The organism is Mesorhizobium jarvisii, from assembly GCF_003601985.1.
Taxonomy (GTDB): Bacteria; Pseudomonadota; Alphaproteobacteria; order Rhizobiales; family Rhizobiaceae; genus Mesorhizobium; species Mesorhizobium jarvisii.
In genome coordinates this window covers 734,899-761,168 of record NZ_QZXA01000002.1, presented here as the reverse complement: position 1 = coordinate 761,168, position 26,270 = coordinate 734,899, and the positions used below count along the sequence as shown (strand labels likewise).

Annotated in this window: 22 protein-coding genes and 2 pseudogenes; 10 read left to right on the top strand and 14 right to left on the bottom strand. The window is 62.9% G+C overall.

The genetic code is table 11. From position 1 onward, the window contains the following. The 3 genes and pseudogenes from D3242_RS07400 to D3242_RS07390 all read right to left on the bottom strand — a co-directional run. Positions 1-248, bottom strand: a pseudogene (locus D3242_RS07400) (glutamine--fructose-6-phosphate transaminase (isomerizing)); the annotation flags it as partial. 204 nt (positions 249-452) lie between these two features. After that, positions 453-1,829: a bifunctional UDP-N-acetylglucosamine diphosphorylase/glucosamine-1-phosphate N-acetyltransferase GlmU gene (gene glmU, locus D3242_RS07395; protein ID WP_064984283.1), complete on the bottom strand. Its 1,377-nt coding sequence runs from the start codon at positions 1,827-1,829 to the stop codon at positions 453-455. Positions 1,830-1,987: 158 nt separating this feature from the next. Continuing rightward, on the bottom strand, positions 1,988-2,734 hold the full coding sequence (locus D3242_RS07390; protein ID WP_064984281.1) for a cytochrome c biogenesis CcdA family protein: 747 nt from the start codon (positions 2,732-2,734) through the stop codon (positions 1,988-1,990). Between the two features lie 177 nt (positions 2,735-2,911). On the opposite strand from D3242_RS07390, the gene D3242_RS07385 reads away from it, so the two are divergent. From D3242_RS07385 to rpmG, 8 genes are all read left to right on the top strand, one after another. Beyond that, the gene (locus tag D3242_RS07385; protein WP_064984278.1) at positions 2,912-3,289 is read left to right on the top strand and encodes a COG4315 family predicted lipoprotein; all 378 of its coding nucleotides are present in this window, start codon (positions 2,912-2,914) and stop codon (positions 3,287-3,289) included. Positions 3,290-3,656: 367 nt separating this feature from the next. Beyond that, positions 3,657-6,278: a type I DNA topoisomerase gene (gene topA / locus D3242_RS07380; RefSeq protein ID WP_064984274.1), complete on the top strand. Its 2,622-nt coding sequence runs from the start codon at positions 3,657-3,659 to the stop codon at positions 6,276-6,278. A 6-nt stretch (positions 6,279-6,284) separates the two neighbouring features. After that, positions 6,285-8,591: a ribonuclease R gene (gene rnr / locus D3242_RS07375; protein WP_064984271.1), complete on the top strand. Its 2,307-nt coding sequence runs from the start codon at positions 6,285-6,287 to the stop codon at positions 8,589-8,591. After that, complete coding sequence (locus D3242_RS07370; protein ID WP_019858386.1) at positions 8,591-9,043, top strand: DUF983 domain-containing protein; 453 nt, start codon at positions 8,591-8,593, stop codon at positions 9,041-9,043. The genes rnr and D3242_RS07370 overlap by 1 nt, the downstream gene beginning before the upstream one ends. 73 nt (positions 9,044-9,116) lie before the next feature. Then, positions 9,117-9,857: an NUDIX hydrolase gene (locus D3242_RS07365; RefSeq protein ID WP_064984268.1), complete on the top strand. Its 741-nt coding sequence runs from the start codon at positions 9,117-9,119 to the stop codon at positions 9,855-9,857. 78 nt (positions 9,858-9,935) lie between these two features. Then, entirely contained in the window at positions 9,936-11,114 is a 1,179-nt protein-coding gene (locus tag D3242_RS07360; protein WP_010909702.1) for an MFS transporter, read from the top strand. Positions 11,115-11,225: 111 nt separating this feature from the next. After that, positions 11,226-11,684 (top strand): YqfO family protein, encoded by a 459-nt coding sequence (locus D3242_RS07355; protein ID WP_019858388.1) that lies wholly within the window; start codon positions 11,226-11,228, stop codon positions 11,682-11,684. Between the two features lie 153 nt (positions 11,685-11,837). Next, positions 11,838-12,005: a 50S ribosomal protein L33 gene (gene rpmG / locus D3242_RS07350; RefSeq protein WP_006201775.1), complete on the top strand. Its 168-nt coding sequence runs from the start codon at positions 11,838-11,840 to the stop codon at positions 12,003-12,005. Between the two features lie 588 nt (positions 12,006-12,593). Here rpmG and D3242_RS07340 read toward each other — a convergent pair. The 9 genes and pseudogenes from D3242_RS07340 to D3242_RS07295 all read right to left on the bottom strand — a co-directional run bounded on the left by D3242_RS07340 (position 12,594) and on the right by D3242_RS07295 (position 22,752). Further along, positions 12,594-13,661 (bottom strand): ABC transporter ATP-binding protein, encoded by a 1,068-nt coding sequence (locus D3242_RS07340; protein WP_019858390.1) that lies wholly within the window; start codon positions 13,659-13,661, stop codon positions 12,594-12,596. 4 nt (positions 13,662-13,665) lie between these two features. Beyond that, a complete protein-coding gene (locus tag D3242_RS07335; RefSeq protein ID WP_038647036.1) occupies positions 13,666-14,514 on the bottom strand; it encodes a carbohydrate ABC transporter permease in 849 nt (282 codons plus the stop codon). Next, complete coding sequence (locus tag D3242_RS07330; protein ID WP_019858392.1) at positions 14,514-15,437, bottom strand: carbohydrate ABC transporter permease; 924 nt, start codon at positions 15,435-15,437, stop codon at positions 14,514-14,516. Before D3242_RS07330 ends, D3242_RS07335 begins: the two co-directional genes overlap by 1 nt. Before the next feature lie 183 nt (positions 15,438-15,620). Further along, entirely contained in the window at positions 15,621-16,898 is a 1,278-nt protein-coding gene (locus tag D3242_RS07325) for an ABC transporter substrate-binding protein (protein ID WP_064984266.1), read from the bottom strand. A 29-nt stretch (positions 16,899-16,927) separates the two neighbouring features. Then, complete coding sequence (locus D3242_RS07320) at positions 16,928-18,115, bottom strand: PLP-dependent transferase (protein WP_064984264.1); 1,188 nt, start codon at positions 18,113-18,115, stop codon at positions 16,928-16,930. Further along, the gene (locus D3242_RS07315) at positions 18,112-18,894 is read right to left on the bottom strand and encodes a FadR/GntR family transcriptional regulator (protein WP_019858396.1); all 783 of its coding nucleotides are present in this window, start codon (positions 18,892-18,894) and stop codon (positions 18,112-18,114) included. Before D3242_RS07315 ends, D3242_RS07320 begins: the two co-directional genes overlap by 4 nt. Before the next feature lie 113 nt (positions 18,895-19,007). Next, a pseudogene (locus D3242_RS07310) lies at positions 19,008-20,460 on the bottom strand (FAD-dependent monooxygenase). 513 nt (positions 20,461-20,973) lie between these two features. Then, positions 20,974-22,347, bottom strand: coding sequence for a PleD family two-component system response regulator (locus D3242_RS07300; RefSeq protein ID WP_064984260.1), 1,374 nt, complete (start codon positions 22,345-22,347; stop codon positions 20,974-20,976). Between the two features lie 33 nt (positions 22,348-22,380). Next, complete coding sequence (locus D3242_RS07295) at positions 22,381-22,752, bottom strand: response regulator (protein ID WP_006334976.1); 372 nt, start codon at positions 22,750-22,752, stop codon at positions 22,381-22,383. Positions 22,753-22,999: 247 nt separating this feature from the next. Here D3242_RS07295 and D3242_RS07290 point away from each other — a divergent pair, with 247 nt between their 5' ends. Together D3242_RS07290 and D3242_RS07285 are read left to right on the top strand one after the other, a co-directional pair. Further along, on the top strand, positions 23,000-23,299 hold the full coding sequence (locus D3242_RS07290; protein WP_027046883.1) for a DUF3572 domain-containing protein: 300 nt from the start codon (positions 23,000-23,002) through the stop codon (positions 23,297-23,299). Continuing rightward, positions 23,296-23,949, top strand: a complete 654-nt coding sequence (locus D3242_RS07285; RefSeq protein ID WP_019858401.1) for a hypothetical protein — start codon at positions 23,296-23,298, stop codon at positions 23,947-23,949. The genes D3242_RS07290 and D3242_RS07285 overlap by 4 nt, the downstream gene beginning before the upstream one ends. Positions 23,950-24,014: 65 nt before the next feature. Here D3242_RS07285 and D3242_RS07280 read toward each other — a convergent pair whose 3' ends face one another. Together D3242_RS07280 and D3242_RS07275 are read right to left on the bottom strand one after the other, a co-directional pair. Next, positions 24,015-25,586, bottom strand: coding sequence for a hypothetical protein (locus D3242_RS07280; protein WP_064984359.1), 1,572 nt, complete (start codon positions 25,584-25,586; stop codon positions 24,015-24,017). An 85-nt stretch (positions 25,587-25,671) separates the two neighbouring features. After that, a complete protein-coding gene (locus D3242_RS07275; RefSeq protein ID WP_064984258.1) occupies positions 25,672-26,259 on the bottom strand; it encodes a GNAT family N-acetyltransferase in 588 nt (195 codons plus the stop codon). Positions 26,260-26,270: the final 11 nt, after the last annotated feature.

Here is a 26,270-nt window from a genome sequence, read left to right as displayed (position 1 = left end):
GTCTCGTTGGGCACGCCATGGGTGGCCCAGCGTGTGTGACCGATGCCGATCGTGCCGTCGAGTGGCTCCTCCTTGAGCCGGCGTTCGAGGTTGATCAGCTTGCCTTCGGCGCGGCGGCGGGCGAGCTGACCATGTTCGATGGTGGCCACACCGGCCGAGTCATAGCCGCGATATTCCAGCCGCTTCAGCGCATCGACGATGAGCGGCGCAACCTGCGAATGGCCGACGATTCCAACGATACCGCACATGCAGACAGCCCCCGATTCCCCGTGGAAAACCAGCGCTATTTAGGGATGGCCGGCCTACCGCGAAAGTCACATTGCATTTCGTCCGGTGTAACGGACGTTTCTCCACGCATGCACCATGCCAGACCGCTCTTGCAATCCGGTTACTGCAATTGGTCGGTTTTTCGATTGCTTCGGCGGAAGTAAAGCCGCCGGCTGACCGCTAGACTAGTGATCGGCGCCAGCCGCCTTCTTCTTCGCCGCCGCGGCCGAGGCAAAGCGCTGGCGCAATTCCTTGCCCTTTCCGGGGATCGTCTTCTGGCGGGCGCGGCCGAAGGCCAGCGCGTCGTCGGGCACGCTTTCGGTGATGACGCTGCCCGAGGCAATGTAGCCGCCCTTGCCGATCGAAACAGGCGCCACCAGCGAGGAGTTCGAGCCGACGAAGGCGCCCTCGCCGATATCGGTGAAGAATTTCGAATAGCCGTCATAATTGCAGGTAATGGTGCCGGCGCCGATATTGGCGCCCGCGCCGACGCGGGCATCGCCGATATAGGTCAGATGGTTGACCTTGGCGCCCTCCTCGATGACAGCCTGCTTGACCTCGCAGAAATTGCCGACCTTGGCTTTGTTCCGAAGATCGGCTCCCGGCCGCAACCGCGCGAACGGACCGACATCGCAGTTCGCGGCAATGGTTGCGCCTTCGATATGGCTGAAGGCATGGATCTTGGCGCCGCCGGCGATCTTCACGCCCGGGCCGAACCAGACATTCGGCTCGACGATGGTGTCGGCGCCGATCTCGGTGTCGTGCGAGAAATACACGGTCTCCGGCGCGATCAGCGTCACGCCCGACAGCATCGCCTCCTGACGGCGGCGCGCCTGCCAGATGCCTTCGGCCTGGGCCAGTTCGGCGCGGTTGTTGATGCCGAGCGCATTCTCGAAACTGGCCTCGGTGGCGACGACATCCAGGCCCTGCGCACCGGCGATCTCGACGATGTCGGTGAGATAATATTCGCCCTTGGCGTTCTTGTTGCCTACCGCGTCGAGCAGTTTCAGCGCATGGGCGCCGGCCACCGCCATCATGCCGGCATTGCAAAAACCGATCTTCTTTTCCGCCTCGGAACAGTCCTTTTCCTCGCGGATGGCAATCAGTTTGCCACCTTTTTCGACCAGCCGGCCGTAGCCGTTTGGAAGAGGCGGACGGAAGCCGATCACCGCGACGGCCGCGCCTTCGGCGAGTTTCAGCCGCGCCAAGTTCAGCGCTTCCGCATCGATCAGCGGCGTGTCGCCGAACATCACCAGGATGTCGTCATAACCCCTTGATATCGCTTCACGTGCGGCAAGAACAGCATGCGCCGTACCCAAGCGCTCTTCCTGCACGAAGGTTTCGGCCTTGGGCGAGAACTTCGCCACCGCCTTGCGCATCTCTTCCGCACCATGGCCGATGACGATCGCATCGCTGCTGGCACCTGCGGCGTCGGCCGCCTTGACCACATGGGCGACCATCGGCAGGCCTGCGATCTGGTGCAGCACCTTCGGCAGCGCGCTCTTCATGCGCGTGCCTTCGCCGGCGGCGAGAATGACGGACAGGCAGGATCTCTGGCTCATAGGCGAACAACCATAGGAAAAGGGTTGGGAATCAACACAGGATAGCAGTGGCGCCATGCTGCACCAATGCGGTTAAATTCCGGTGAGATGACGGAGCCGCCGACTCTTAATCAGCTAGTCCACAGCTCGATCCTAACAGCAATAGCGGCATTGGCGATCTACCCCAGCCGGCCCAGCACCGGGAAATTCTCCAGCAGCCAGTAGGACACGGTCTGCACGCCGCCGGTGAGGAAAAACACGCCGGCGACCACCAGCAGCGCGCCGATCGCCTTTTCGACGCGGCCGAGATGGACGCGGAATTTGCCGAGGAAGCGCATGAAGGCGCCGGAAAATAGCGCCGCGATCAGGAAGGGGATGCCCAGCCCGAGCGAATATGCGGCGAGCAGCAGCGCGCCCTCGCCCACCGTTTCGCGCCCGCCGGCCAGCGTCAGGATCGGCCCCAGCACCGGACCGATACAGGGCGTCCAGCCGAAGGCGAAGGCCAGCCCCATGACATAGGCGGCGACGGCACTGGCCGGCTTGCCTTGCGACTGGAAGCGCGCCTCGCGCGACAGCAGCGGAATGCGCAATATGTCGAGGAAATTCAGGCCCATAAGGATGATCAGCACGCCAGCGCCCATCGCCAGCGGCTCCTGCCAGACGCGCAGCAGCCGGCCGATGGTCGAGGCGCCGGCGCCGAGTGCCACGAACACCGTCGAGAAGCCGAGCACGAAGGCGATCGAGGAATAGAGCAGCGCGCCGCGTGTGCCTTCGCGGGCCGTGACACCGGCATTGCCGCGAAAATCGTCGACCGACACGCCTGCCATGTAGCAGAGATAGGGCGGCACCAGCGGCAGCACGCAAGGCGACAGGAACGAGATGGCTCCCGCCCCGACGGCGCTGACATAGCCGATGTCCAATGCCATTCCAAAACTCCAAACGCTCCCCGGCGGATATAGCGACGGCCGGGCATGTCTGCCAATCACCATTGTGTCGAAATTCAGCGGCATACGGACATGGGGACGAAAGCGCCGGCCCGGGACGTTGATATCAAAGAGGCCGCGATTTCCCGCGCCTCTCCAATATCAGCCAGGGAGATTTCCATGAAAACCATAACCATAGGGCTGGCCGCGCTGCTTCTCAGCACCGCCGCATCCGTTGCCGCCGACGCGTGGAAGAAAGCCGAGGTCAACGGCACCAAGATCTTCACCGACGCCAAGGGCATGACGCTCTATACCTATGACAAGGACGCGAAGGGCAAGACCACCTGCTACGACAAATGCGCCGCCAACTGGCCGCCGCTGAAGGCCGCGGCCGGCGCCAAGGCGGATGACGAATGGAGCGTCATCGACCGCACCGACGGCACCAAGATGTGGGCCTATGACGGCAAGCCTGTCTACACCTTCATAAAGGACAAGAAGGCCGGCGATGTGAACGGTGAAGGTGTCGCCGGCGTCTGGCACATGCTGAAAGCCGATTGATCCTCGATACCGTCGCCCGCCTGCCGGCGGGACAAGGCTGGTCGCCGGGCATTCCTCCATACAGCCGGCGGCCAGCGTCAGGCGGCCTTCCCCTCGTCGTCCCGGCATCGTACGCAAGCCACCTTCTCCGCGACTCGGCGAAAAATGAATCGGGCCGTTTGCACCGAGCGGGGGACGTCATCCCTCCAAGCCAAAATCTGTGATTTTCTCCATACACTCTAAGAGTGTATTGCTGCGGACAGCTCCGCAATTTGGGCGCTTCCCCTTGACCGGATGCAAAAGCGCGGCCATGTGAGCGGCAAATAGAACGAGATTTCGTCGCGCGCAGCGGAATTCTTCTGCCGCATCACAGCTGATATGAGACCTCATGGACGTCGTCGTCGTCGAATCGCCGGCCAAGGCGAAGACAATCAACAAATACCTCGGCAAGAACTATAAGGTTCTGGCCTCGTTCGGCCATGTCCGCGATTTGCCGGCCAAGGACGGCTCGGTGCGCCCGGATGAAGACTTCGCCATGTCCTGGGCGGTCGACACCGCCTCGGGCAAGCGGCTCGCCGACATCGCCAAGGCGGTCAAGGATGCCGACGGCCTGATCCTCGCCACCGACCCGGATCGCGAAGGCGAGGCCATTTCCTGGCATGTGCTGGAAGTGTTGAAGCAGAAGCGTGCGCTGAAGGACAAGCCGGTCAGCCGCGTCGTCTTCAACGCCATCACCAAATCGTCGGTGCTGGAGGCCATGGCCAATCCGCGCCAGATCGACGCGCCGCTGGTCGATGCCTATCTTGCCCGCCGGGCGCTGGACTATCTCGTCGGCTTCACGCTGTCGCCGGTGCTGTGGCGCAAACTGCCCGGCGCCCGTTCGGCCGGCCGCGTCCAGTCCGTGGCCTTGCGCCTGGTCTGCGACCGTGAATCCGAGATCGAACGCTTCATCCGCGAGGAATATTGGCAGATCGCCGCCATCCTCGGCACGCCGCGAAACGAGACTTTCGAAGCGCGGCTGACCGCCTTCGAGCGCAAGAAGCTGCAAAAGCTCGACATTGCCAACAAAGCGCAGGCCGACGACATCAAGGCGATGCTCGAGGGCGCGGCCTTCAAGGCGTTGTCGGTGGAAGCCAAGCCGACCAAGCGCAACCCTGGCCCGCCCTTCACCACATCGACGCTGCAGCAGGCCGCTTCATCGGGCCTCGGTTTCTCCGCCACCCGCACCATGCAGGTGGCGCAACGGCTCTATGAAGGCATGGAGATCGGCGGCGAAACGACCGGCCTGATCACCTATATGCGAACCGACGGCGTCCAGATGGCGCCCGAGGCGATCGACGCTGCCCGCGACGCTATTGCCAAGGAATTCGGCCCGAAATATCTGCCGGAAAAGCCGCGTTTCTACACGACCAAGGCCAAGAATGCCCAGGAAGCGCACGAGGCAATCCGTCCGACGGATTTCATGCGCACCCCGGCATCGGTTCGGCAATATCTCGATTCCGACCAGATGCGGCTCTATGAGCTGATCTGGAAGCGCGCCATCGCCAGCCAGATGCAGCCGGCCGAGATCGAGCGCACGACAGTCGAGATCGAGGCGGTCAACGGTGCACGCACCGCCGAGCTTCGCGCTGTCGGTTCGGTCGTTCGCTTCGACGGCTTCATCGCCGCCTACACCGATCAGAAGGACGACGACGCGGAGGACGAGGAAAACCGCCGTCTGCCGGAAATCCGCGCCGGCGAGCAGCTTGCCCGCCAGGCGATCAACGCCACCCAGCACACGACCGAGCCGCCGCCGCGCTATTCCGAGGCCACGCTGATCAAGAAGCTGGAAGAACTCGGCATCGGCCGGCCTTCGACCTATACGGCAATCCTGAAGACGCTCGAGGACCGCGACTATGTCACGATCGACAAGCGCCGGCTGGTGCCGCAGGCCAAGGGCCGCCTGTTGTCCGCTTTCCTCGAAAGCTTCTTCGAGCGCTACGTTGAATATGACTTCACGGCGTCGCTGGAGGAAAAGCTCGACGAGATTTCCGACGGCAAGCTCGCCTGGAAGGACGTGCTGCGCGATTTCTGGAAGGATTTTTCCGGCGCCGTCGCCGACATCAAGGAACTGCGCGTCACCGACGTGCTCGATGCACTGAACGAGGAACTGGCGCCGCTGGTGTTCCCCGCGCGCCAAGACGGCTCGAACCCGCGCATCTGCCCGAAATGCGGCACCGGCAACCTCTCGCTGAAGCTCGGCAAGTTCGGCGCCTTCGTCGGCTGCTCGAACTATCCCGAATGCTCCTTCACCCGCCAGCTCGGCGACGCCGCCAATCCGAATGGCGAGAATGGCGGCGGGGATGACGGCACCAAGGTGCTCGGCAAGGATCCCTACACGGCCGAGGAAATCACCCTGCGCTCGGGTCGCTTCGGCCCCTACCTCCAGCGCGGCGACGGTAAGGACGCCAAGCGCTCGAGCCTGCCCAAGGGTTGGACGCCCGAGACCATCGACCATGAGAAAGCATTGGCGTTGCTGGCGCTGCCGCGCGATATCGGCAAGCATCCTGAAACGTCCAAGATGATCTCGGCCGGGCTCGGCCGCTACGGCCCGTTCGTGCTGCATGATGGCACCTATGCCAATCTCGACAGCATCGAGGATGTGTTCTCGATCGGCCTCAACCGCGCCGTCACGGTGATTGCCGAGAAGCAGTCGAAGGGCAAGGGCGGCCGTAATGGCGGCACGCCGGCGGCCATGAAGGAGCTTGGCGACCATCCGGACGGTGGCGGCAAGATCGTCGTGCGCGACGGCAAATACGGGCCTTACGTCAATTTCGGCAAGGTCAACGCCACGCTGCCCAAGGGCAAGGATCCGCAATCGGTGACCATCGAGGATGCGTTGGCGCTGATTGCCGAAAAGGAAGCCAAGGGCGGCGGCGGCAAGAAGCCGTTCCGCAAGGCGGCAGCCGCCAACGCGCCCGCAGCCAAGAAAACAGCCGCCAAGAAGCCGGCGGCGAAGAAAAAAGGGTAGGACGGCGTGGCGCGCAGGATCACCGGACGGAGCCACGGCGATCCGCGCACCGCCGACACGAGGGCCAAGGTCAAGGACGACTACCGGCCTTCGCGCGACGAAATCCTGCGCTATATCGCCGAAAATCCCGATCGTGCCGGAAAACGCGACATCGCCAAGGCTTTCGCGCTGCGTGGCGACGACCGCATCTGGCTGAAAGATATTTTGCGCGACTTGCAGGATGAAGGCGTGCTCACCAAGGAGCGCAAGCGGCTGGCCCGCGTCGGCGCCCTGCCCCATGTCGCCGTGCTCGACATCTTTGGCCGTGACGGCGACGGCATTTTGCTGGCCCACCCGGCGGAGTCCGTAAGCACCGGCGAGCCACCTGTCGTCTCGATCCGCGTTTCGCGCAGTGGCAACGGTCCGGCGCCAGGCATCGGCGACCGCGTCCTGGCCAAGACCTTCCCGACCGATGATCCGTCCGGCCCCGCCTACACCGGCCGGGTGATGAAGATCTTCGAGAAGCGCACCGATGCCGTCCTCGGCGTCTTCCGCGTGCTTAAGGACGGCACCTTCCGCATCGAACCGGTGGAACGGCGCCAGCCCGAACTGATCGTCGACAAGGAATTCCAGAACGGCGCTGAGAATGGCGACCTGGTCGAGGTCGAGCCCGCGCGGGCTTCCCGCTACGGGCTGCCGAGAGCCAAGGTGCTCAATGTGCTCGGCTCGTTGACCAGTGAAAAGGCGGTCTCGATGATCGCCATCCACGCCCACGACATCCCGCACATCTTTCCGGCCGACGTCATCGCCGAATCCGAAGCCGTCAGGCCGGCGACGCTTGATCACCGTGAGGACTGGCGCGACCTGCCACTGATCACCATCGATCCGGCCGACGCGAAGGACCATGACGACGCGGTCTTCGCGACGCCCGATCCCGACGAAAAAAACCCGGGCGGCGTGATCGCCACCGTGGCGATCGCCGACGTCGCAGCCTATGTCCGCTATGGCACGGCGCTGGACCGCGAGGCCTTGAAGCGCGGCAATTCGGTCTATTTCCCGGATCGCGTCGTGCCGATGCTGCCCGAGCGCATCTCGAACGACCTCTGTTCGCTGCGCGAGGGCCAGGATCGCCCGGCGCTGGCCGTGCGCATGACCTTCTCCGCCGACGGCCACAAGATCCGGCACTCCTTCCACCGCGTGATGATGAAATCGGCGGCGAAGCTCGCCTATCCGCAGGCGCAGGCGGCTATCGACGGCGTGCCCGACGACAAGACCGGTCCGATCCTCGACACGGTGCTGAAGCCGCTCTGGGATGCCTATGCGATCCTCAAGCGCGGTCGCGCCGGCCGCCAGCCGCTCGAACTCGATCTGCCGGAGCGCAAGATCATGCTCAAGCCGGATGGCACGGTCGACCGTGTCATCGTGCCGGAACGCCTCGATGCCCATAAGCTCATCGAAGAATTCATGATCCAGGCCAATGTCGCCGCCGCAGAGACGCTGGAGGCGAAGAAGCAGGCGCTGGTCTACCGCGTGCACGACGCGCCGTCGCTCGCCAAGCAGGAATCGCTGCGCGAATTCCTGCAGACGCTCGGCCTGTCGCTGGCGCGCGGCGCGCAGATGCGGCCCAGCCAGTTCAACGGCATTCTCGAGCGCGTGCGCGGCGCCGACAATGAGGCACTGGTCAACGAAGTGGTGCTGCGCTCACAGAGCCAGGCCGAATATTCGCCCGGGAATATCGGCCATTTCGGCCTCAACCTGAGGCGCTACGCCCATTTTACCTCGCCGATCCGCCGCTATGCCGATCTGATCGTGCATCGCGGGCTTATTGCCGCACTCGGCCTCGGTCCGGGAGGACTGACACAGGACGAAGCAGCTCGTCTCAAAGACGTTGCGATCCTGATCTCCGGCACGGAACGGCGTGCCATGGCGGCCGAGCGCGACACGGTCGACCGGCTGATTGCAGCCTATCTCGCCGAACGCATCGACGACCGGTTCGACGCCCGCATCTCCGGCGTCACCAAATCAGGACTATTTGTCCAATTGCCGCAATATGGCGCCGATGGCTTCATCCCCGTGTCAACTCTGGGCGGCGATTACTATATATACGACGAAACCGCTCGCTCGCTCTTCGGAGAACGCACGGGCAATGGCTACCAGCTCGCGGACCATGTCGAGGTCCGGCTCGTCGAGGTGGCACCGATGGCCGGCGCCATGCGCTTCGAGATGCTGACCGACCCGAAGCCCCTGCCAGGCTCCACCAGGTCGTTCCACAAGGCCAAGGGCCGCGCCCGTGCGTCGCAATCGCGACCAGGTTCGCGCGGCAGGAGACGATAATGCCAAAGGAATTAGGGATACAAGAACAGGTTTTCGGCGGTGAACATCACACGGGCCGGGTTGCCCGCCCCTTGTGGACGGCGATGAAGCGCGGCCTTTTGGGCCGCTGCCCGAACTGCGGCGAAGGCAAGCTGTTTCGCGGTTTCACCAAGACTGTCGAGACCTGCAGTGTCTGTGGCGAGGAAATCCACCACCATCGCGCCGACGACCTACCGGCCTACCTGGTCATCGTCATCGTCGGCCACATCGTTCTCGGCGCCTTCATGGGCGTCGAAGCGACATCGACGCTGTCCACCTGGCAGCACATCCTCATCTGGGTGCCCTTGACCATCATCTTGTCGGTTGCCCTGCTGCAGCCTGTCAAAGGCGCCGTCATCGGACTGCAATGGGCGTTCTATATGCACGGATTCGGTGGCGAAAAGGATGGGGCGAGCTCCCACCACGGCGCCTGATGCGCCGCTGGCGCAACACGCCAATCGCTAAGGCCACTTTCGCATGCAAGAAGTTTCCGCTAGGTCCCTGCGCATGGAAGCAATGACCAAGACGGATGTCGACAAGCTCGACAAGGGTCTTGCCGCACATGGCGGCCGGCCCCTGCGTCCGCGCGATGCCGCGACCCTGATTCTTCTCGACCGCAAGGGCGATGAGGTGCTGGTGCTGATGGGGCGCCGTCACGCCGGCCACGCCTTCATGCCCGGAAAATTCGTGTTTCCCGGCGGCCGCACCGATCCGGCCGACAGCCGCATCGCGACGGCCACCGCATTGCATCGCGACGAGGAAGCGAAGCTGCTCGCAGGCCCCGGCCGCACCAGTGCCGCCCGAGCCCGCGCTGTCGCCTTGTCGGCAATCCGCGAGACCTATGAGGAAGCCGGTTTGCTCATCGGCGAGAGCGCCGCCTTTGCCACCGACAAGCGCGACTGGCAAGGTTTTGTCGAACACGGCGTAAGGCCTTCGCTCGAAACGCTGCGCTTCATCGCGCGCGCTATCACTCCGCCCAACCGGGTGCGCCGCTTCGATACGCGTTTTTTCAGCGCCTGGCGCAGCGACGTCGCCGTTGAACTGCCGGGCGGCGGTCCGACCAATGAACTCGAGGAATTGGTCTGGCTGCCCCTTGCCAAGGCCAGGGAAGCCGACATACCCGACATCACCCGAATGATCCTGGACGAGTTGGAAAAGCGCCTCGCCCATGATCCGTTGCTGCGTCCGGGCGGTCCCGTGCCGTTCTACCGGCTTGTCCGCAACCGCTTCACCCGCGAACTTCTGTAGGGCAATTCCAGGAAGAGTGTGACGCGGTTTTCCGTCTGGAATTGCGTAAGATCAACGAGACAGAGTATTCAGCACCCCATGACGGTCGATACCCAACCACAGGGCGACGAACGCGTACACTGGCTGCCAATGGTGGCGGCGATCTCGTCGATCAGCGTCGTCGGCATCGCCATTGGCCTCGGCATGCCACTGCTCAGCGTCATCCTGGAAACGCGCGGCCACTCGGCTTCGATGATCGGCCTCAACACCGCCGTCGCCGGCCTGGCCTCGATCGCCGGCGCGCCGCTGGCGACGCCGCTCGCCATGCGCTTTGGCGTCGCCTGGACCATGATCGCCATGATCGCCACCGGCGCGCTGGCCTTCGTCGGCTTCCATTTCGCGCCCAATTTCTGGATGTGGTTCCCGCTGCGCATCGTGCTGCATATCGCGTTGACGGTGCTGTTCATCCTGTCGGAATTCTGGATCAGCACATCGGCACCGCCGCACCGGCGCGGCCTTGTTCTTGGCATCTACGCCACCGTCCTGTCGCTCGGTTTTGCCGCCGGGCCGTGGCTGTTCGCGCATCTCGGCAGCTCCGGCTTCAGGCCGTTCGGCGTCATCATCGCTCTGGTGACACTGGCCGCGATACCGGTGCTGGCCGCGCGCAACGAAAGCCCCTCCATCGTCGCCGATGGCGAAACCAGCAATTTCCTGCGCTACATCTGGCTGGTGCCGACCGCGACTTTTGCCGTACTGGTGTTCGGCGCGGTCGAAACCGGCGGCTTCGCGCTGTTCCCGGTCTATGGCAACCGCATCGGCTATTCCGAAGCCGACGCCGCATTGCTGCTGACCATGATCGGGTTGGGCAATGTGCTCCTGCAGATCCCGATCGGCATGATCAGCGACCGCGTTTCGGACCGGCGCTATCTGCTGCTCGCCTGCGCCACGGTTGGCCTTGCCGGCACGCTGTTCATGCCCTTCTTTGCGGCGAACTGGCACTTGATGGCAGCGCTTTTGTTCGTCTGGGGCGGTGTCGTCGCGGCCATGTACACGATCGGCCTCGCCCATCTCGGTTCGCAGCTCTCCGGCCACGAACTGGCGTCGGCCAACGCGGCCTTCGTGCTGTGCTACGGTGTCGGCATGGTGCTTGGCCCACAGGCGATCGGCATCGGCATGGACAGTTTCGGGCCTTCCGGCTTCGGCTGGTCGCTTGGCCTCTTCTTCGGCGCCTACATCGCCCTGGTCTGCTTCAGGCTGGTACGCAAGATCCTTTTGTAGCGTCGGGGATAGCGATTCTGTTCCCGCACGCGGCAGGCTGCTGACAGAACCATGTCAGCAGCCGCGCGGTAAAAGAGTGTCCCTAAAACATCGGTAGTTGAGGACACTCCCATGATCGACAGCGGCTTTGAAACCACATCCCTGCGAATGACGCTTCTGCTGCTTGTGACCTTCCAGGCACCGGCGGCGGATATCGACCGCATCATGGACGCGGTGGTTGCGATCGCCCCGCTGGCGATGGGCAAATATGACCGCAACGCCTATCAGTCGGCGCATGGCATCGAGCGTTACAGGCCGCTCGAAGGGGCCGCGGCCGGCGCCGAGACCGAATTGCGCCGCCGCCCGGGCACGGTCGAGGTGTCATTCGAATTGCCCGACGACCAGGCATTGGCCAGCCGTGTCGTCGAGGCGATTTTCCAGGCCCATTCCTACCAGGAGCCGGTGATCCGCATCCAGCCGATCCTCGCCAGCCGTTCCAAGGGGCTGGACGACCGTGCCAATCCGAATCGCTGGTGGAACACCACCGGGGACTGGAAAAAGATTGCGGCGCCGGAGACAGAAACCGCGTGATTTGAGGTCATGGGACAGTTCCGGTGGGGCGGAAAAGCTCCGCCGGGCTTGACTTTCCAGGCACGTTCTTTATGTGTCGCGCCAAGTTTCCCGCGTCCGGGTGTTTTCCCGTGCTCCAGCGGCCAAAACCCCACGAACAAACGGACTGATACCATGGCCAAAGCCGCAAACATCAAGATCAAGCTTCTGTCGACCGCCGACACCGGTTTCTTCTACGTGACCAGCAAGAACAGCCGTACCAAGACCGACAAGCTGTCGTTCCGCAAGTACGACCCGGTCGCCAAGAAGCACGTCGAATTCAAGGAAACCAAGATCAAGTAATCTGGGTTTTCCCTTTGCGAACAAAAAACGCCGCCCATCGGGCGGCGTTTTCGTATCTAAGTCAGTGTTTTTGTTAAGATAAGTGACGGCCAGCATAACGCGTCGGGTAGCCAATATGGCTGAACCACGAGACGCTATTCCTTAAATTGCCGATTCATCTATTAGTAATCCCTAAACTAAGTGGGAGGACGATGCGGCGTTGGGTTGGCTAGTGGGTGTTGCGATGCAAAGCGATTTTGCAGCGGCGCGCGAGCTGTTGGAATGCGCACAAAACCGCCTGTGCGGCGAGGACGAAACAAGTCAGAGGATCCGCGCCAGGCTAGATGTGATGATCGAAGAAATAGCGGCTGCGGAATTTCAGAAGTCGCCTCTGACGATCGTGCCTTTCCCGAGAAGTCGGCCGCCGAAGTAGCGCAACAAATAGCCCGCACGATACGCGGGTTTGGCGGCACGAAAAACCCCGCTTCTCCTTTCGAAGCGACGGAGCCTCGTAAATCTGGTGAAGCAGCGTACCTGCCCCCGGCAATTGCAGCGCACCGACTGCCGAAGCTGCGGGCTGGGTTCCCTCAACCCCGCCCAAAAGCTCCTTCAGCCGATGCGGTCGCCGCTTTTCGGATCGAAGAGATGCAGCGCCGCCGGATCGGCCGCCAGCCGCACGGTGTCGCCGGGCTTCACGCCGGCCCTCCCCATGGCAAAGACGCAGAGCTGCTGGTTGGCCAGTTTGACGTAGAACTGCGTCGAAAGCCCGAGCGGCTCCACCACCACCACCTCGCCCCGCAGCGCGCCGTCATCGGCCAGCCTTATATGTTCGGGCCGCAGGCCGATGGTGATCGCGTCGCCATCCTTGAGCGGCAGGCCATCCGGCAGCCGCAGCTTCTGGCCATCGGAAAGCACCGCGTCCACCTTTCCGGCCTTCTCCACGGTTGCCGGCAGGAAATTCATGCCCGGGGAACCGATGAAACCGGCAACGAACATGTTGGCCGGCCGATCATAGAGATCGAGCGGCGCGCCGACCTGCTGGATCAGCCCATCATGCATGACGACGATCCGGTCGGCCATGGTCATCGCTTCGATCTGGTCGTGGGTGACGTAGACCGAGGTGGTCTTCAACTGCTGGTGCAGCGCCTTGATTTCGGCACGCATATGCACGCGCAGCTTGGCGTCCAGGTTGGACAGCGGCTCGTCGAAGAGAAAAACCTTGGGATCGCGCACGATGGCGCGGCCCATGGCAACGCGCTGGCGCTGGCCGCCGGACAATTGCCGCGGCAAGCGTTGCAGGAACGTGTCGAGCCCGAGCCGCTTGGCTGCGCCATCCACCCGTGCATCGATCGTGGACTTCTGCGCCTTCTTCAGAAGCAGGCTGAAGCCCATGTTCTTCGACACATCCATATGCGGGTAGAGCGCGTAGGACTGGAACACCATGGCGATATCGCGGTCCTTGGGTGCCACATCATTGACCAGCCGCTCGCCGATACGGATCTCGCCGCCTGAAGCCTCCTCCAGCCCGGCGATCATGCGCAAAAGCGTGGACTTGCCGCAGCCGGACGGCCCGACCAGGACGACGAACTCGCCGTCGGCGATTTCAAGATCGACCGCGTGCAGGACGCGGACGGCGCCATAATCCTTGCGGACTTTTTCGAGCGTAACAGAGGCCATCGATCTATCCTTTGACGGCGCCGGCGGTCAGGCCGGTGACGAGATAGCGTTGCAGGAAGGCGAAGAAGATACAGACCGGGATCAGCGCCAGGATCGACGCCGCCATCATCTGCCCCCAGTCGACGGCGAACTTGCCGATGAAGGTGAGCAGGCCGACGGCGAAAGTCTTCTGGTCGTCGCTGGAGATCAGCATCAGTGCGAACAAAAGCTCGCTCCAGGCGGCGGTGAAGACGAAGCCGAGCGTCGCGCCCATGCCGGGCAGCGTCAGCGGCACGATCACCTTGCGCATCGCCTGCGCACGCGTGCAGCCGTCGATCATGGCGGCCTCTTCCAGATCCTTCGGGATGCCGTCGAAGAAGGACTGCATCAGGAAGGTGGCGAAGGCGGTGTTGAAGGCGGTGTAGATGATGATCAGCCCCGTCAGGCTGTTGATCAGGCCGATCTGCCCCATCACGCGGTAGATCGGCGGAATGACCATCACCAGGGGGAAGGTCTGGGTCAAAAGCAGCATCAAGGCCAGCGCCGCCTTACCGCGAAAGGTGAAGCGCGACATGGCGTAGCCGGCGAGCGTAGCGATGATTGTCACCAAGGCCGCCGTCGACACCGAGACGATGACGCTATTGAGGAAATAGCGCGGGAAATCGGTGGCCTCGAGCACGGTGACGAAGTTCTGCAGCGTCATGTGCGACGGCCAGAAGGTGATGCCTTCGGAGTAGAGCAGCCGTTCCGGCGTGACCGATATCTTCAGCGTCCAGTAGATCGGGAACAGGGCGAAGACCACATAGGCTGCGATTGCCGCGTAAAGACCGACGCCGCCGAAGAACCGTTGTGAGGTTGAGCGTCCCGCGATCATCAGACGTGCCTCACCAGGGAGCGGCGGATGCCGATCAGCGCGATCGCATAGGCAATCAGCAGGACGAGCAGCAGCACGGCCACCGCCGAGGCATAGCCCTTGTCCAGCGATTTGAAGGCGCTGACATAGATGTAGACCGGTACCGTGTTGGTCGAGCCGGCCGGTCCGCCTTCGGTCATGACGAAGATGAGGTCGGCGAAGGTGGCGATCCAGATGGTGCGCAGCATCACAGTGATGGCAATCGTCGGCGCCAGGAACGGCAGCGTCACCTTGGTGAAGCGCTGCCAGGGCGAAGCGCCGTCGATCGCCGCCGCCTCGTGCAGTTCCGACGGGATGGACTTCAGCGCCGCCAGCAGCGTGATGGCGAAGAACGGGATGCCGAACCAGACATTGGCGACGATCGGCCCCCACATCGCCGTGGCAGGATCGGAGAGCACATTGGTCGGTTCCGCCTTCAGCCCCAGCGCGAACAACCAGTGCGGCAGTGGCCCGATGATCGGATTGAACAGCCAGGCCCAGGTCAGGCCCGATAGGAAGGATGGCACCGCCCAGGGCAGGAACACCAGCGCCTGCACCGCCTTGCGGCCGCGGAACGGCTTGTCGAGCAGCAGCGCCAGGCCAAGGCCGAGGAAGAACTGGAAGAACAGGCTGGCAGCCGTCCACCACAGTGTGTTGACCAGCGCCTGGCCCAGCACCTGGTCCGACAGCATCGCCTGATACTGGCCAAGCCCGACATATTCCGACTTGAAGGCCGAGAATTTGCGGAAGGAATAGCTGATGCCGATGACCAGCGGCACCAAAAGCACCACGACCAGCAGGATGATCGCCGGGCTGAGATAGAGCCAGGGCTCGATGGCGGCGTGCGACAGCCGCTTTCGTCGCGGCTTGCCGGCGGATCGGATTTCGGACACGGCGTAGGTCATCGATTGGGCTCTACGGTGGAGGATGGGTGCCAGGAGGCAAAACAGCGTCCTTCTTCCCGTTCGGCGGGGAGAAGATGCAGGCAGGCAGATGAGGTCGGCGCGAACCTGTCGACGTATGGCGCCGCCCCTCATCCGTCACTTCGTGACTCCTTCTCCCCGTAAAACGGGGAGAAGGAGGAGGCATCATTTCTTGTTCTTCGCCAGCCAGTCCTGCTGTTCCTTGGTCAGGAAGGCGGCCCACTGGTCTGCGACGTCCTTCGCGGTCTTTTGGCCAAGCAGCACTTCCTGGAAATTCTTGATCGCCACCTGGTCGACGAAATTGCCGAGGTTTTCCAGATGCGTCGGCGGCGTCACCATTTCATATTTGGAGGTGTCGCTGAGCTCGGTGAACCAGCCCTTGAACTGTTCGGTCTTGAAATGCGGATCCTGGTCGGCGCCGTTGTGGATCGGCACCACGCCGACTTCCTTGGCCCATTCGAGATTGTCCTTGGGCGACAGAAGCGTCGACATCAGCTTCCAGGCATCGTCCTTGTGCTGCGAATTGGCGAACATCGCCCAGCCGGCATAGCCGAGCGTCGGATAGGACTTGCCGCTCGGACCGACCGGCAGTGGTGCCACGGCGAAGTCGTCGGCGCTCATCTTGTCGGCGATGCCGAGCAGCGCGTCCGGATCCTGGTTGAGCATGGCGCACGTGCCGGAATAGAAACCGGTGACGGTTTCGTTGAAGCCCCAGCTCACCGCATCCTTCGGCGCCAGGCCTTCCTTGTACATGTCGGCAAGCATCTGTAGGCCCTTGACCGAGCCCTCCTCATTGATGGTCGAGGTGCCGTCCTCGTTGAAGTATCCGCCCTTGCCCTGGGCGATATTCATGAACATGTGCATGCCGTTGAAGGCGCCGGGTCCGCCGCGCAGGCAGTAGCCGTATTTGCCCGGAATGGCGGAGATCTTCTTGGAGTCGGCGACGAACTCGTCGAGCGTCGCCGGCGGGCCGTCGAGGCCGGCTTGCTTGAACAGCTTCTTGTTCCAGAACAGCGCATTCACATAGTAGCCGTAGGGGATCATGAACTGGGTGTTGTTGACGGTCGAGCCGAACTGCTTGGCGCGCTCGCCCAGCGTCTTGGCGTCGTCCCATTTGGCCATGTAGGGACCGAGATCCTCGAGCTGGGCATTGTTGGCATAGAGGCCCATCCAGCGTTCCGGCATCTCGACCACATCGGGCGTGTCGCCGGCCTGCACCATGGTCAGGAACTTTTCGAAGGCCTGGCCCCAGGGCAGCGAGATCAGCTCGACCTTGACGCCGGGATTTGCGGCCTCGAACTCGGCGATCTGCTTTTTCAGGAATTCGGTGCGCGGCGGGCTGGTGATGACTTCGACCATCTTCAGGGTCGAATCGGCCAGCGCGCTCCCGGCGGAAATCGCCAGCCCCGCAACGGTGGCAAGCATGACGGTCAGTTTTCTCATGTTCAAGACTCCCATTTTGAACCCGTTTGTTATTTTCTGGCTTTTTCGAAGGCCTGAGCGACGTCGGCCCAGAGGTCTTCGACACTTTCCAATCCGACATTGAAGCGGATGGTTCGGGGGCTGACGCCGAAGCGCGCCATCGAATTCAGTCCCGGCGTCTGCTCCAGCGACGCTTTGGCCGGCACGACCAGGCTTTCGTGCCCGCCCCAGCTGACGCCGATGCGGAAATATTTCAGCGCGTCGACAAAGACCGGGATGTCGATATCGTCCGTCACCTCGAAGGAGAACAGTCCGGCATAGCCGGCCAACGTCGCCTTACCGGGATGGTTCGAATAGGCGGGATGGTTGACGCGCTCGACATGGGCATGCGCCTTCAGCCGTTCGGCGATGGTGAGGCCGCTCTTCATGTGGTGCGGCAGGCGCAGCGGCAGCGTGCGCAGGCCGCGCAGCAGCAACCAGGCCTCGAATGGCGACAGCTTGCCGCCGAGATAGGAATAGGTCTGCTCGTTGATATGCTTGATATGAGCGGCTGAGCCCGCCACCGCGCCGGCGACCGTGTCGCTGTGGCCGCCGAGATATTTCGAGGCCGAATGCAGCACCAGGTCGACGCCGTGCGAGATCGGCTTTTGGAACACCGGCGTCGCCCAGGAATTGTCGATCGTGGTGACGATGCCCTGCTCTTTCGCCAGCCGGGTCAGATGCGCGATGTCCTGGAGTTCGAAGATCATCGAGGTCGGGCTCTCCAGGTAGAGCAGCTTGGCGCCCGGAAGTGCCGCCGCCACCGCATCCGGGTCGGAGCCGTCGACATAGTCGACCTTGATGTTGAGCCGCGGCAAAAGCCGCTCGAACAGCCGGTAGGCATCGCCGTAGCAATTGCGGACCGCCACGATTCGCTCGCCCGCTCCGACAAAGGCAAGCACGGTGGCGCTGATGGCCGCCATGCCGCTGGAAAAGCCGCGCGCGGCCTCCGCGCCCTCGAGCGCGGCCACGCGCGCCTCGAACTCCATCACCGTCGGATTGTCGCCGCGCGAATAGATTGGCTGCTTTCGTTTGCCGGCAAATGTGTCGGCCATTTCGGCGTAGTTGGCGAAGGTAAACAGCGAGGTCTGGTAGATCGGCGGCACCACCGCGCCACCCGGGAACGGCTCGTCATGCGCCAAAAGCGTCGCCGCCTCGGCGAGATAGTCGTGATCGAAACCGGTCGGATGCTCGTTCATGTCTGGCTCGAAAGTTTGAGTTTGGCCGCACCGCGTTTGAGATCGTCCTCGACGGTGGCGATCAGCTTGAGCGCCTCGGCACGCGCGCCTTGCGGGTCGCGCGCGGCAATGCATTCGTAGATGGTGCGGTGATAGGGAAAGCTGGCGTGGCCGAAATCGCGCACGCCGAGCGGATGCTCCCAGAAGCGATGGAACAGTTCGTGCATCGCGGCGATGATCTGCTCGAACAGCGGATTGCCGGAGACCCGGTAGATCGCCTGATGGAACTCCCAGTCCTCTTCCGACGACATGCCGTCACGGGTGCGGAAGGCCTGCTCCATGATGTCGAGCTTGCGCTTGATTTCGGCAATGTCCGCGGGGCTCGCGCGTTCGGCACAAAGGGCCGCGGCCTCCGCTTCCAGTGCGCGGCGAATTTCAAGCGTATGCATCAGGCTGGTGAAGTCGTTGCCGCCTGCCAGCGTCAGCGGCATGTGCAGCATGTCGGGCGAAACAGCCGCCTTGAGGTAGGTGCCGCTGCCTTGCCGGCGCTCAACCAGGCCAAGCCCCTCCCACCGCGTCAGCGCCTCGCGCACCGTGTTGCGGCTGACCTTCAGCCGCTCGGCCAGGATGCGTTCGGTCGGAAGCCGGTCGCCGGGTTGCAAGGCCTCGGCGCGAACAAAACCCACCAACGCCTTCAGCACGGCGTCATCGCGCGCCGTCGTCTGAATGGGCGGCAGGCTGTTCTGGTCCACAAATCCTCCTGAATTCAAGTGGTCCAATGGTCCAACCAATTTCTGCATAGATGAAACCTCCTGTCAATCGGTTGTCAGGAGAACTGTCGGCTTTTGCCTTGTCGCAAGCTGCCACGCGATGCGCTTCAGGACATTGCGTGGACCCGCCTCCATCTTATCCGCTAACTGGCGGGCGGCCCGAACCAGATGGTCAGAGCCTCGGCCAACCCCTGTTGGGTTCCGACCCCAACCCAGGCCACATAGCCATCGGGCCGGATCAAAACGGCGGCGGGCGCGGCGACCGTCCCGAGAACCGGCAGCTCCCAGGGGCCGTCATATCCGGCCTCGATCTGCCGGACCCGATCCGCCCAGGGCGCAATGTCCAGCCTGCCTGGTTCGCCCAGGTTGAGAAGCACCGGCCGGGCGTCATGAAGCAAGCTGAAGACCCGCACTGGACCGCTGGCCGTGGCCAGGTCGAGGTCGGGCATTCGCCGCCCAAGCAGTGGATGTCCCACACCGAGATCGTAGTGGATGCCCAGACCGGACATCTCCGCGGCGATCCGTTTGCGCGGCTCATCCATGCTAAGCAGCTCGGCAAAAGTGTCGTTCAATGCCTTGGTGCTGGCATCCATACGACGAAGCGCAACCTGTGCCTTCGCGTTGCGCAGGACGCGAGCGGCGATCGGATGACGCTCGGTGTGATAGCTGTCGAGAAGGCTTTCCGGTGATATCAGCTTGACCACCTGGGCCAGCTTCCACCCCAGATTGACCGCGTCCTGCACGCCGATGTTGAGCCCCTGCCCGCCCATCGGAGGATGGATGTGCGCGGCGTCACCGGCCAGCAGGACACGTCTGTCGCGGTAGGCGGCGGCCTGCCGTGTCACGTCGGTAAAGCGGGAGATCCAGGTCGGATTGTGGACCCCGTAATCCGTGCCATAGACTGCGACAAGCGCCTCGCTGAGATCGGCCAGCGTCGGTTCGCCGCCGATGGTCAACTGCCTCTCGGTCAACACGACACCCACCCGGCCGCTTTCCTCGATCTTGCCTATCGCATGAATTCCGTAGGCGTCGCTGCGAAAGCCCAGACATTTCGACCTCGGCGATCATCCAACTCATCGTCGGATCCCATCCGGGGAACTCAATGCCCGCCGCCTTGCGGATCGTGCTGCGCCCTCCGTCGCAGCCGACGAGGTATTGCGCCCGCAACCGTTGGCCACCGGACAGCTCCACGTCGACGCCGCCATCCTCCTGCGCGAAACCAGTGACGTCCTGTCCGCGATGGATCGGCACCCCCAACTCGTTGATCCAGTCGGCCAATATCCGCTCTATGTTGTTTTGACGCAGCGCCAGCAGGTAGTTGTGCCGGCTGGGAAAGTCGCTGATATCCAAACGGATCATGTGGAAGCCGACGGTCGGGAAGCTCTGCCCCTGCGAGACAAACCGGTCGGCGATTCCGCGCTGATCGAGAATTTCGATGGTACGCGCGTGCAGGCCGCCCGCGCGCAACCCGATCAGCTGCTGGTCCAGCCGCCGCTCGACAATGGCCACATCGATCCCTGCCAGCGCGAGTTCCCCCGCCAGCATCAATCCTGACGGGCCGCCCCCGGCGATCACCACCGCATGCTCTGAAATCATTGATCGCCACTCCCGTTTTCGCGCCTGATCTGCGGGGGTTTTTACGGGAGGAGCCGGGTCTTGCCGCAAGCCCCTTGTGCGCCATATGTATGAATGGAAGGGGCGCTCTCCCGCGCGGGTCGCTTTGGCTGGCCGACACCCGCGGATCGAAGACGGAGCCCGGATTGCTCACAGGCAAAAAAATCAGAGTCCTTCGTGCCTTGGCACGAAGTTCTGATGTTCTGTTTGGAGAAAGGGGGCCGGTCGGCGTTTGGCAGCGGTACGAGGAGGCCACTATGTGCCAGCGCCGGCCGGCCGACCCCACGGACCCAGGAGATGCGGCGGACCTGAGCATCATGGGGTATTTCTAGGGATCGAGCCGGTTGTCTACTCTCGTGCCGGCTTCGTCTTGGCCTTCACATTTACGCAAGAGCTTATGAAAATCAACAGTTTCTTAACCAAGGCTCGCGAATCGCTTGGATTAAGGTAAATAGCTAACCTTGTTGGATTGACCGTGGAATCGGTCGCGGATGCTCACGCCGCCTTGGCTACAACGCGGTTGCGGCCACCGCTCTTGGCTTCGTAGAGCGCGAGATCGGCGCGCTTCATCAGCGCCGCCACCGTATCCACGCCCTTCAGCACCGACGACACGCCGACGCTGACGGTAACCTCGATCGTCTTGCCGTCGGCGCCGATGGCGAAAGGCTTCTGGGCGATTTCGGCGCGGATGCGTTCGGCCACTTTCTCGGCAACGGCGCCATCGGTGTCGGGCATCACCACGACGAACTCCTCGCCACCGAACCGGCAAGCAAGGTCGATACCCCTGACATTCTTGCGCAGCCGCCGCGCGAATTCCCGCAGCACCTCGTCGCCGCCATCATGGCCATACGCATCATTGATCGACTTGAAACGGTCGAGATCGGTGATCATCACCGACAGCGGCCGGCGCCGCGCCACGGCGCGGTCGAACAGCGTCTGCAGATGGCTGTCGAGGTAGCGGCGGTTGTGCAGCCCGGTCAGGCCGTCGGTCACCGCCATCTCGATGGTCTGGGTGACACTGGCGCGCAATTGGTCGTTGTAGCGCTTGCGGCGCACCTGGGTGCGCAGCCGCGCCGTCAGCTCCTGCTGGTCGATCGGCCGCATCAGATAATCGTTGATGCCGAGTTCGAGACCGCGGATGATACGCTCCTCCTCGCCCTCTTCCGCCAAAAGGATGATCGGCACGAAACGGGTGCGGTCGAGCGAGCGCAATTGTGAGCAGAGCCGCAGCGGATCGAAATCGGCGAAGGCCGTCGCGATCATCACGCATTCATAGGACGTCTCGGCGGCTTGAAAGAACCCGGCATGCGGGTCGCCGATAACATCGAGGTCGGCACGGTCGAGCAGCATTTTCTGGATGCGCTCGACAGACGATTTGCGCTCGTCGATCAACAGCACTTTCGGCGCCGTGTCCTCGGACGCGAAATTGCGGCTGAGCAGCTCTTCGATGCCGATATTGCGCGTCGTCGAGGCCCGTAGCCTGAGTTCGTCTGTGAGAGACTTCAACCGGACCAGGCTCTTGACCCGCGTCATCAGCTGCAGGTCGTTAACCGGCTTGGTCAGGAAATCGTCGGCGCCGGCCTCGAGCCCGCGCACGCGGTCGGAAACCTGGTCGAGCGCGGTGATCATCACCACCGGGATGTGCGACGTCGCGGGATCGCTCTTCAGCCTACGGCAGACCTCGAACCCGTCCATGTCGGGCATCATCACGTCGAGCAGCACGACATCGACCTTGCCGTTTTCACAGGTCTCGATGGCGTCAGGCCCGTTGGTGGCCGTCAGCACCTCGAAATATTCGGCCAGCAGCCGGACCTCCAGCAGCCTCACATTGGCAGGGATGTCGTCGACGACGAGGATCCGCGCGGTCATTTCACAAGGCTCCGGCTCGGCTGGAAAGGGACATCAGGCATCGCCCAGGTAAGATTTGATGGTTTCGATGAAACGAGGCACCGAGATCGGCTTCGAAATATAGGCCTCGCAGCCGCCCTGGCGGATGCGTTCCTCATCGCCTTTCATGGCGAAGGCGGTCACGGCGATGACCGGAATGACGTGCAGATCGTCATCTTCCTTCAGCCATTTGGTCACTTCCAGCCCCGACACCTCGGGCAGCTGGATGTCCATAAGGATGAGATCCGGCCGGTGCTGACGTGCCAGGTCGAGCGCCTCCAGACCATTGCGGGTGCGCACCGTCTCGTAACCGCTCGCTTCGATGAGGTCCCGAAAGAGCTTCATGTTGAGCTCATTGTCCTCGACGATCATAACCTTCTTAGGCATCGACATCCCGTCCCGGCCGTCCTTCCGCTCGAAGGTGGCCGTCATGCGCTCCCGGTTGAACGCACCAAACCCTGCTTCACTATACGGCAATATGATTGACGAAACGGAAACCTCCGGGCTGCAAAGCAGCGCGAATTCCACCTCGCCTCGCTGCGCGTCCAAACGGCGCGCGGCGCTGTAAGGGCTTGCCGCAAGCAAATCTTGCCATTACTGCGGAAGAGACTCATTCCACGTACCGAAGGTAGTGATGGCAAACGCGGCGTCAATGCGCGAAGAGGCTGAAACCATTGCCGTGAAGGCGCTGGGCTTCGTCGCCTCTGATCCGGAGCTGTTGCCGCGCTTTCTGGCGATCACCGGCATAGAGGCGCATTCGATCCGCAAGGCCGCCGGCGAGCCGGGCTTTTTGGCTGGCGTGCTGCAGTTTATCCTTGCCCATGAGCCGACCCTGATGCGCTTTGCCGAGGAAACCGGTACGCCGCCGGCCGCCGTCGGCAAGGCGTTGCGCGCACTGCCGCTCGGCGACGACAACCACGAGCTTTCCATATGAGCGATGATCCCGAGACCGCGCGCCAGATCGAGGAACTGTCAGCGGACGACCGGCCGCTGCTGGTGCTCGACGTCGACGACGTCGTGCTCGAATTCATTCGCCCCTTCCCGCATTTCTTGAAGTCGCGCGGCTATGGCCTGACGCTGGCGTCCTTCCGGCTGACCGGCAACATTGCCGAAACGGCCAGCGGCCGTCTGATCGAACAGCCAGAAGTGACGGCACTTCTGGGCGATTTCTTCGACACCCAGGCCGATTGGCAAAGCATAACCGACGGCGCCGCGGAAACCTTGGCAAGGCTTGGCAACCGCGCGGAAATCATAATGCTGACGGCCATGCCGCACCGGCATCGTGCCGTGCGCCGCGCGCATCTCGACGCGCTCGGGCTGAGCTATCCGCTGCTGACCACCGAGATGGCCAAGGGACCGGCAGTGGCCAGGCTGCGCGGCAAGAGTGGCCGGCCTGTGGTCTTCGTCGACGACCAGCCGCACAATCTGGCGTCTGTGCGCGAATCCGTCGCCGACGCCAGTCTCTTCCACCTGATGGCCGACAATTCGCTGCGCGCCTTCCTGCCGCCGGTCCCGGACGATGTCATCGTCGTCCAGGACTGGCACGAAGCCGGGCCGAGGATCGCCGGCGCGCTGGGGCTCTAAACGTCAGACGCAATCTCAGGAAAAGCGCCATGCGCTTTTCCCGGAATTGCAGAAAAGCCGAACCCTCAAGGATTCAGCTTCGCACCGGCTCCGCCATTGTCGCTGCCGCCACCATTGGCGCCATCGCCATTGTCGCCGCCGCTGCTGTCGTCCGCGCCGTCACCGTCGCCGACGCTGTCGTCCACCGCCGGATCGGCGGGCTTCAGCATGACGCCGTTGACGGTGACCGAGCCGTCGGCCTTGGTGCTGACGGCCCATTCCAGCCGGCCGTCCGGCAGCGTCTTGGCAAAACCCTTGACCATGAGAGCGACAGGCACATACTGCCCGACCTCCGGCTCCGCCTTTGCCGCTTCCTGCAGATGCGCCATGATCTTGTCGAAGCCGGCGACATCGACAGTGAGATTTGCGTCGGGTTTCTGCCCGAAGCTCGTCATCTCGCCTTCCAGCGCGATCTCCATGTCCTTGTTCTTCACAACGCTGTGGCCGATGACGACCTTCGGCGCCTTGGCCAGGAAGTCGGCCTTGAGCTGGGCGCCAAACTCGGCCGACAGCGGCGGATCCTGATTGAGATCAAAGGCTTCGATCGCCTTCTTCGCCATGCTGTCGAGATCGATATTGGCACCGCCGAAGTTCAGGTCGATATCGGTGGGCAGCAACGCAACGCTCCAGCTAGGCAAAAGCTGCTGCGGCACGGTCAGCCCCGATGCCTTGATGCCGTAGGTGACCTTGCCGCTCTGAGAAACGCCGTCGCTGCCGAACGCGGTGCTGAGCTGGGTTGCGCCGAAAGTGCCAATCGGGCTGTCGACTGCGAAATCCTTGAAGCCATAGGTGCCGTCGATGCGCTCCCACACCGGAAGCGCTGCGCGCAGAAGCGACTTGAGCTCCGCCTGGTTTGCCTTCAGCGTCTTCTCGTCCTCATTGGCCACGGCAAATGCCAGGAGGTCGAGCAGCGGCCTCGTCTGCACGCCCTTGCCGCTGGCTTCTACCGACAATTCCGGCGACTTGATGGTGACCGGGAAATTCAGCCCGTTCTCGGGATCGTCCAGTTTGATCGCCTCGGCGAAATTCGAAATTTTTTGCGACATCGTGAAATCGACGCCGCCATTGGCAGCCTTGGTGGCGGCGATCGTCGCGGTGCCGGCACCCGTGCTGGCCTCCATCTGCTGCTTGGCATCCTTCGAGGCCATCGTCATGCCGGCCAACGAACTGGCGCCGCTGATGAAGGCCGCCAGATTGGGATCATAGACGCCGGAACCCTTGCCGTCCTTGATCGAAAACTGCGTGCTTTGCAGCCCCTCGGGCCCGTTGAACTCGAAAGATCCGCTTTGCGAAAAATCCATCGAGACATCCCAGGTCCCGTCGCTGCGCGGCTTCACCAGCACGGCGTAGGGCGCGAAGTCCAATTTCACCTTTCCCTGCTCGGGAAACGTCGCGGCAAGCGCCTTGATGTCCAACGTGACCTTGTAGGCGTCGCCTTCGACCGAAACCTTCAGGATGCCTTTGTCGAGCGCCTGTTTGCCGACATAGCGGGACAGGTCATCGGACAATTGCTTCGCGCCCTTGCTGTCGACGGTCTGGCCGAAGGCGGGCGCGCTGAGCAGAAGCGCGGTAAAGGCAATTGGCAACATACGGTTCACGGGAAGTCTCCGTTCGATCGAAAAGACAAAAATCGTTTCGTGCTTCTGGTAGGGAAATACCACCACAACTGCAAGATGATGACGGTCAGGCAATCGGCTTCAGCACCAGCCGCATCAGCGGCCGGCCCGCCTTGCGTTCCACCAGCCTCTCGAACCCTGCTTTCTCGAACACCCCCGACGAGCCCACGAACAGGCCGATCGATCGCGAATCGCGCGACAGGTCGATCGGGCAGGCCTCGACAATCCGTGCTCCGTTGCTGCGGGCGAAATCGATGCCGCCTTCGACGAGGCGATGCGTGATGCCCCGGCCCCGCGCCTTGGCGCGGATGAAAAAGCAGGAGATCGCCCAGACGGCCGGATCGGAAGCGTCGGCGGGATCAATCGGCGCCGAGCCCCTGCCCTTGTTGTTCCATTCGGGCACGTCGGCGCGCGGTCCGATCTGCATCCAGCCAACCGCCTTCCCATCCTCGAAGGCCAGCAGGCCGGGCGGCGGGCCGGCTTCGATGCGCGCCTTGATGTGGTCCTTGTTGCGTTCGCGGCTGCTCTCGCGCCGCGCCGCCGGCGCCAGCCGGAAATGCGTGCACCAGCAGCCGTAACAGGCGCCCTGTTTGCCGAAAAGGTCCTCGAAATCAGGCCAGAGCTCAGGCGCCAGCGGTACTATGGTCGTGCTCATACGGTTCTCCC

Excerpts from the sequence above, each read along its gene's own strand:
- glmU (WP_064984283.1), bottom strand. The coding sequence starts at position 1,829 with ATGAGCCAGAGATCCTGCCTGTCCGTCATTCTCGCCGCCGGCGAAGGC.
- D3242_RS07390 (WP_064984281.1), bottom strand. The coding sequence starts at position 2,734 with ATGGCATTGGACATCGGCTATGTCAGCGCCGTCGGGGCGGGAGCCATC.
- D3242_RS07385 (WP_064984278.1), top strand. The coding sequence starts at position 2,912 with ATGAAAACCATAACCATAGGGCTGGCCGCGCTGCTTCTCAGCACCGCC.
- topA (WP_064984274.1), top strand. The coding sequence starts at position 3,657 with ATGGACGTCGTCGTCGTCGAATCGCCGGCCAAGGCGAAGACAATCAAC.
- D3242_RS07370 (WP_019858386.1), top strand. The coding sequence starts at position 8,591 with ATGCCAAAGGAATTAGGGATACAAGAACAGGTTTTCGGCGGTGAACAT.
- D3242_RS07365 (WP_064984268.1), top strand. The coding sequence starts at position 9,117 with ATGGAAGCAATGACCAAGACGGATGTCGACAAGCTCGACAAGGGTCTT.
- D3242_RS07360 (WP_010909702.1), top strand. The coding sequence starts at position 9,936 with ATGACGGTCGATACCCAACCACAGGGCGACGAACGCGTACACTGGCTG.
- D3242_RS07355 (WP_019858388.1), top strand. The coding sequence starts at position 11,226 with ATGATCGACAGCGGCTTTGAAACCACATCCCTGCGAATGACGCTTCTG.
- rpmG (WP_006201775.1), top strand. The coding sequence starts at position 11,838 with ATGGCCAAAGCCGCAAACATCAAGATCAAGCTTCTGTCGACCGCCGAC.
- D3242_RS07340 (WP_019858390.1), bottom strand. The coding sequence starts at position 13,661 with ATGGCCTCTGTTACGCTCGAAAAAGTCCGCAAGGATTATGGCGCCGTC.
- D3242_RS07335 (WP_038647036.1), bottom strand. The coding sequence starts at position 14,514 with ATGATCGCGGGACGCTCAACCTCACAACGGTTCTTCGGCGGCGTCGGT.
- D3242_RS07330 (WP_019858392.1), bottom strand. The coding sequence starts at position 15,437 with ATGACCTACGCCGTGTCCGAAATCCGATCCGCCGGCAAGCCGCGACGA.
- D3242_RS07325 (WP_064984266.1), bottom strand. The coding sequence starts at position 16,898 with ATGAGAAAACTGACCGTCATGCTTGCCACCGTTGCGGGGCTGGCGATT.
- D3242_RS07320 (WP_064984264.1), bottom strand. The coding sequence starts at position 18,115 with ATGAACGAGCATCCGACCGGTTTCGATCACGACTATCTCGCCGAGGCG.
- D3242_RS07315 (WP_019858396.1), bottom strand. The coding sequence starts at position 18,894 with ATGCAGAAATTGGTTGGACCATTGGACCACTTGAATTCAGGAGGATTT.
- D3242_RS07300 (WP_064984260.1), bottom strand. The coding sequence starts at position 22,347 with ATGACCGCGCGGATCCTCGTCGTCGACGACATCCCTGCCAATGTGAGG.
- D3242_RS07295 (WP_006334976.1), bottom strand. The coding sequence starts at position 22,752 with ATGCCTAAGAAGGTTATGATCGTCGAGGACAATGAGCTCAACATGAAG.
- D3242_RS07290 (WP_027046883.1), top strand. The coding sequence starts at position 23,000 with ATGGCAAACGCGGCGTCAATGCGCGAAGAGGCTGAAACCATTGCCGTG.
- D3242_RS07285 (WP_019858401.1), top strand. The coding sequence starts at position 23,296 with ATGAGCGATGATCCCGAGACCGCGCGCCAGATCGAGGAACTGTCAGCG.
- D3242_RS07275 (WP_064984258.1), bottom strand. The coding sequence starts at position 26,259 with ATGAGCACGACCATAGTACCGCTGGCGCCTGAGCTCTGGCCTGATTTC.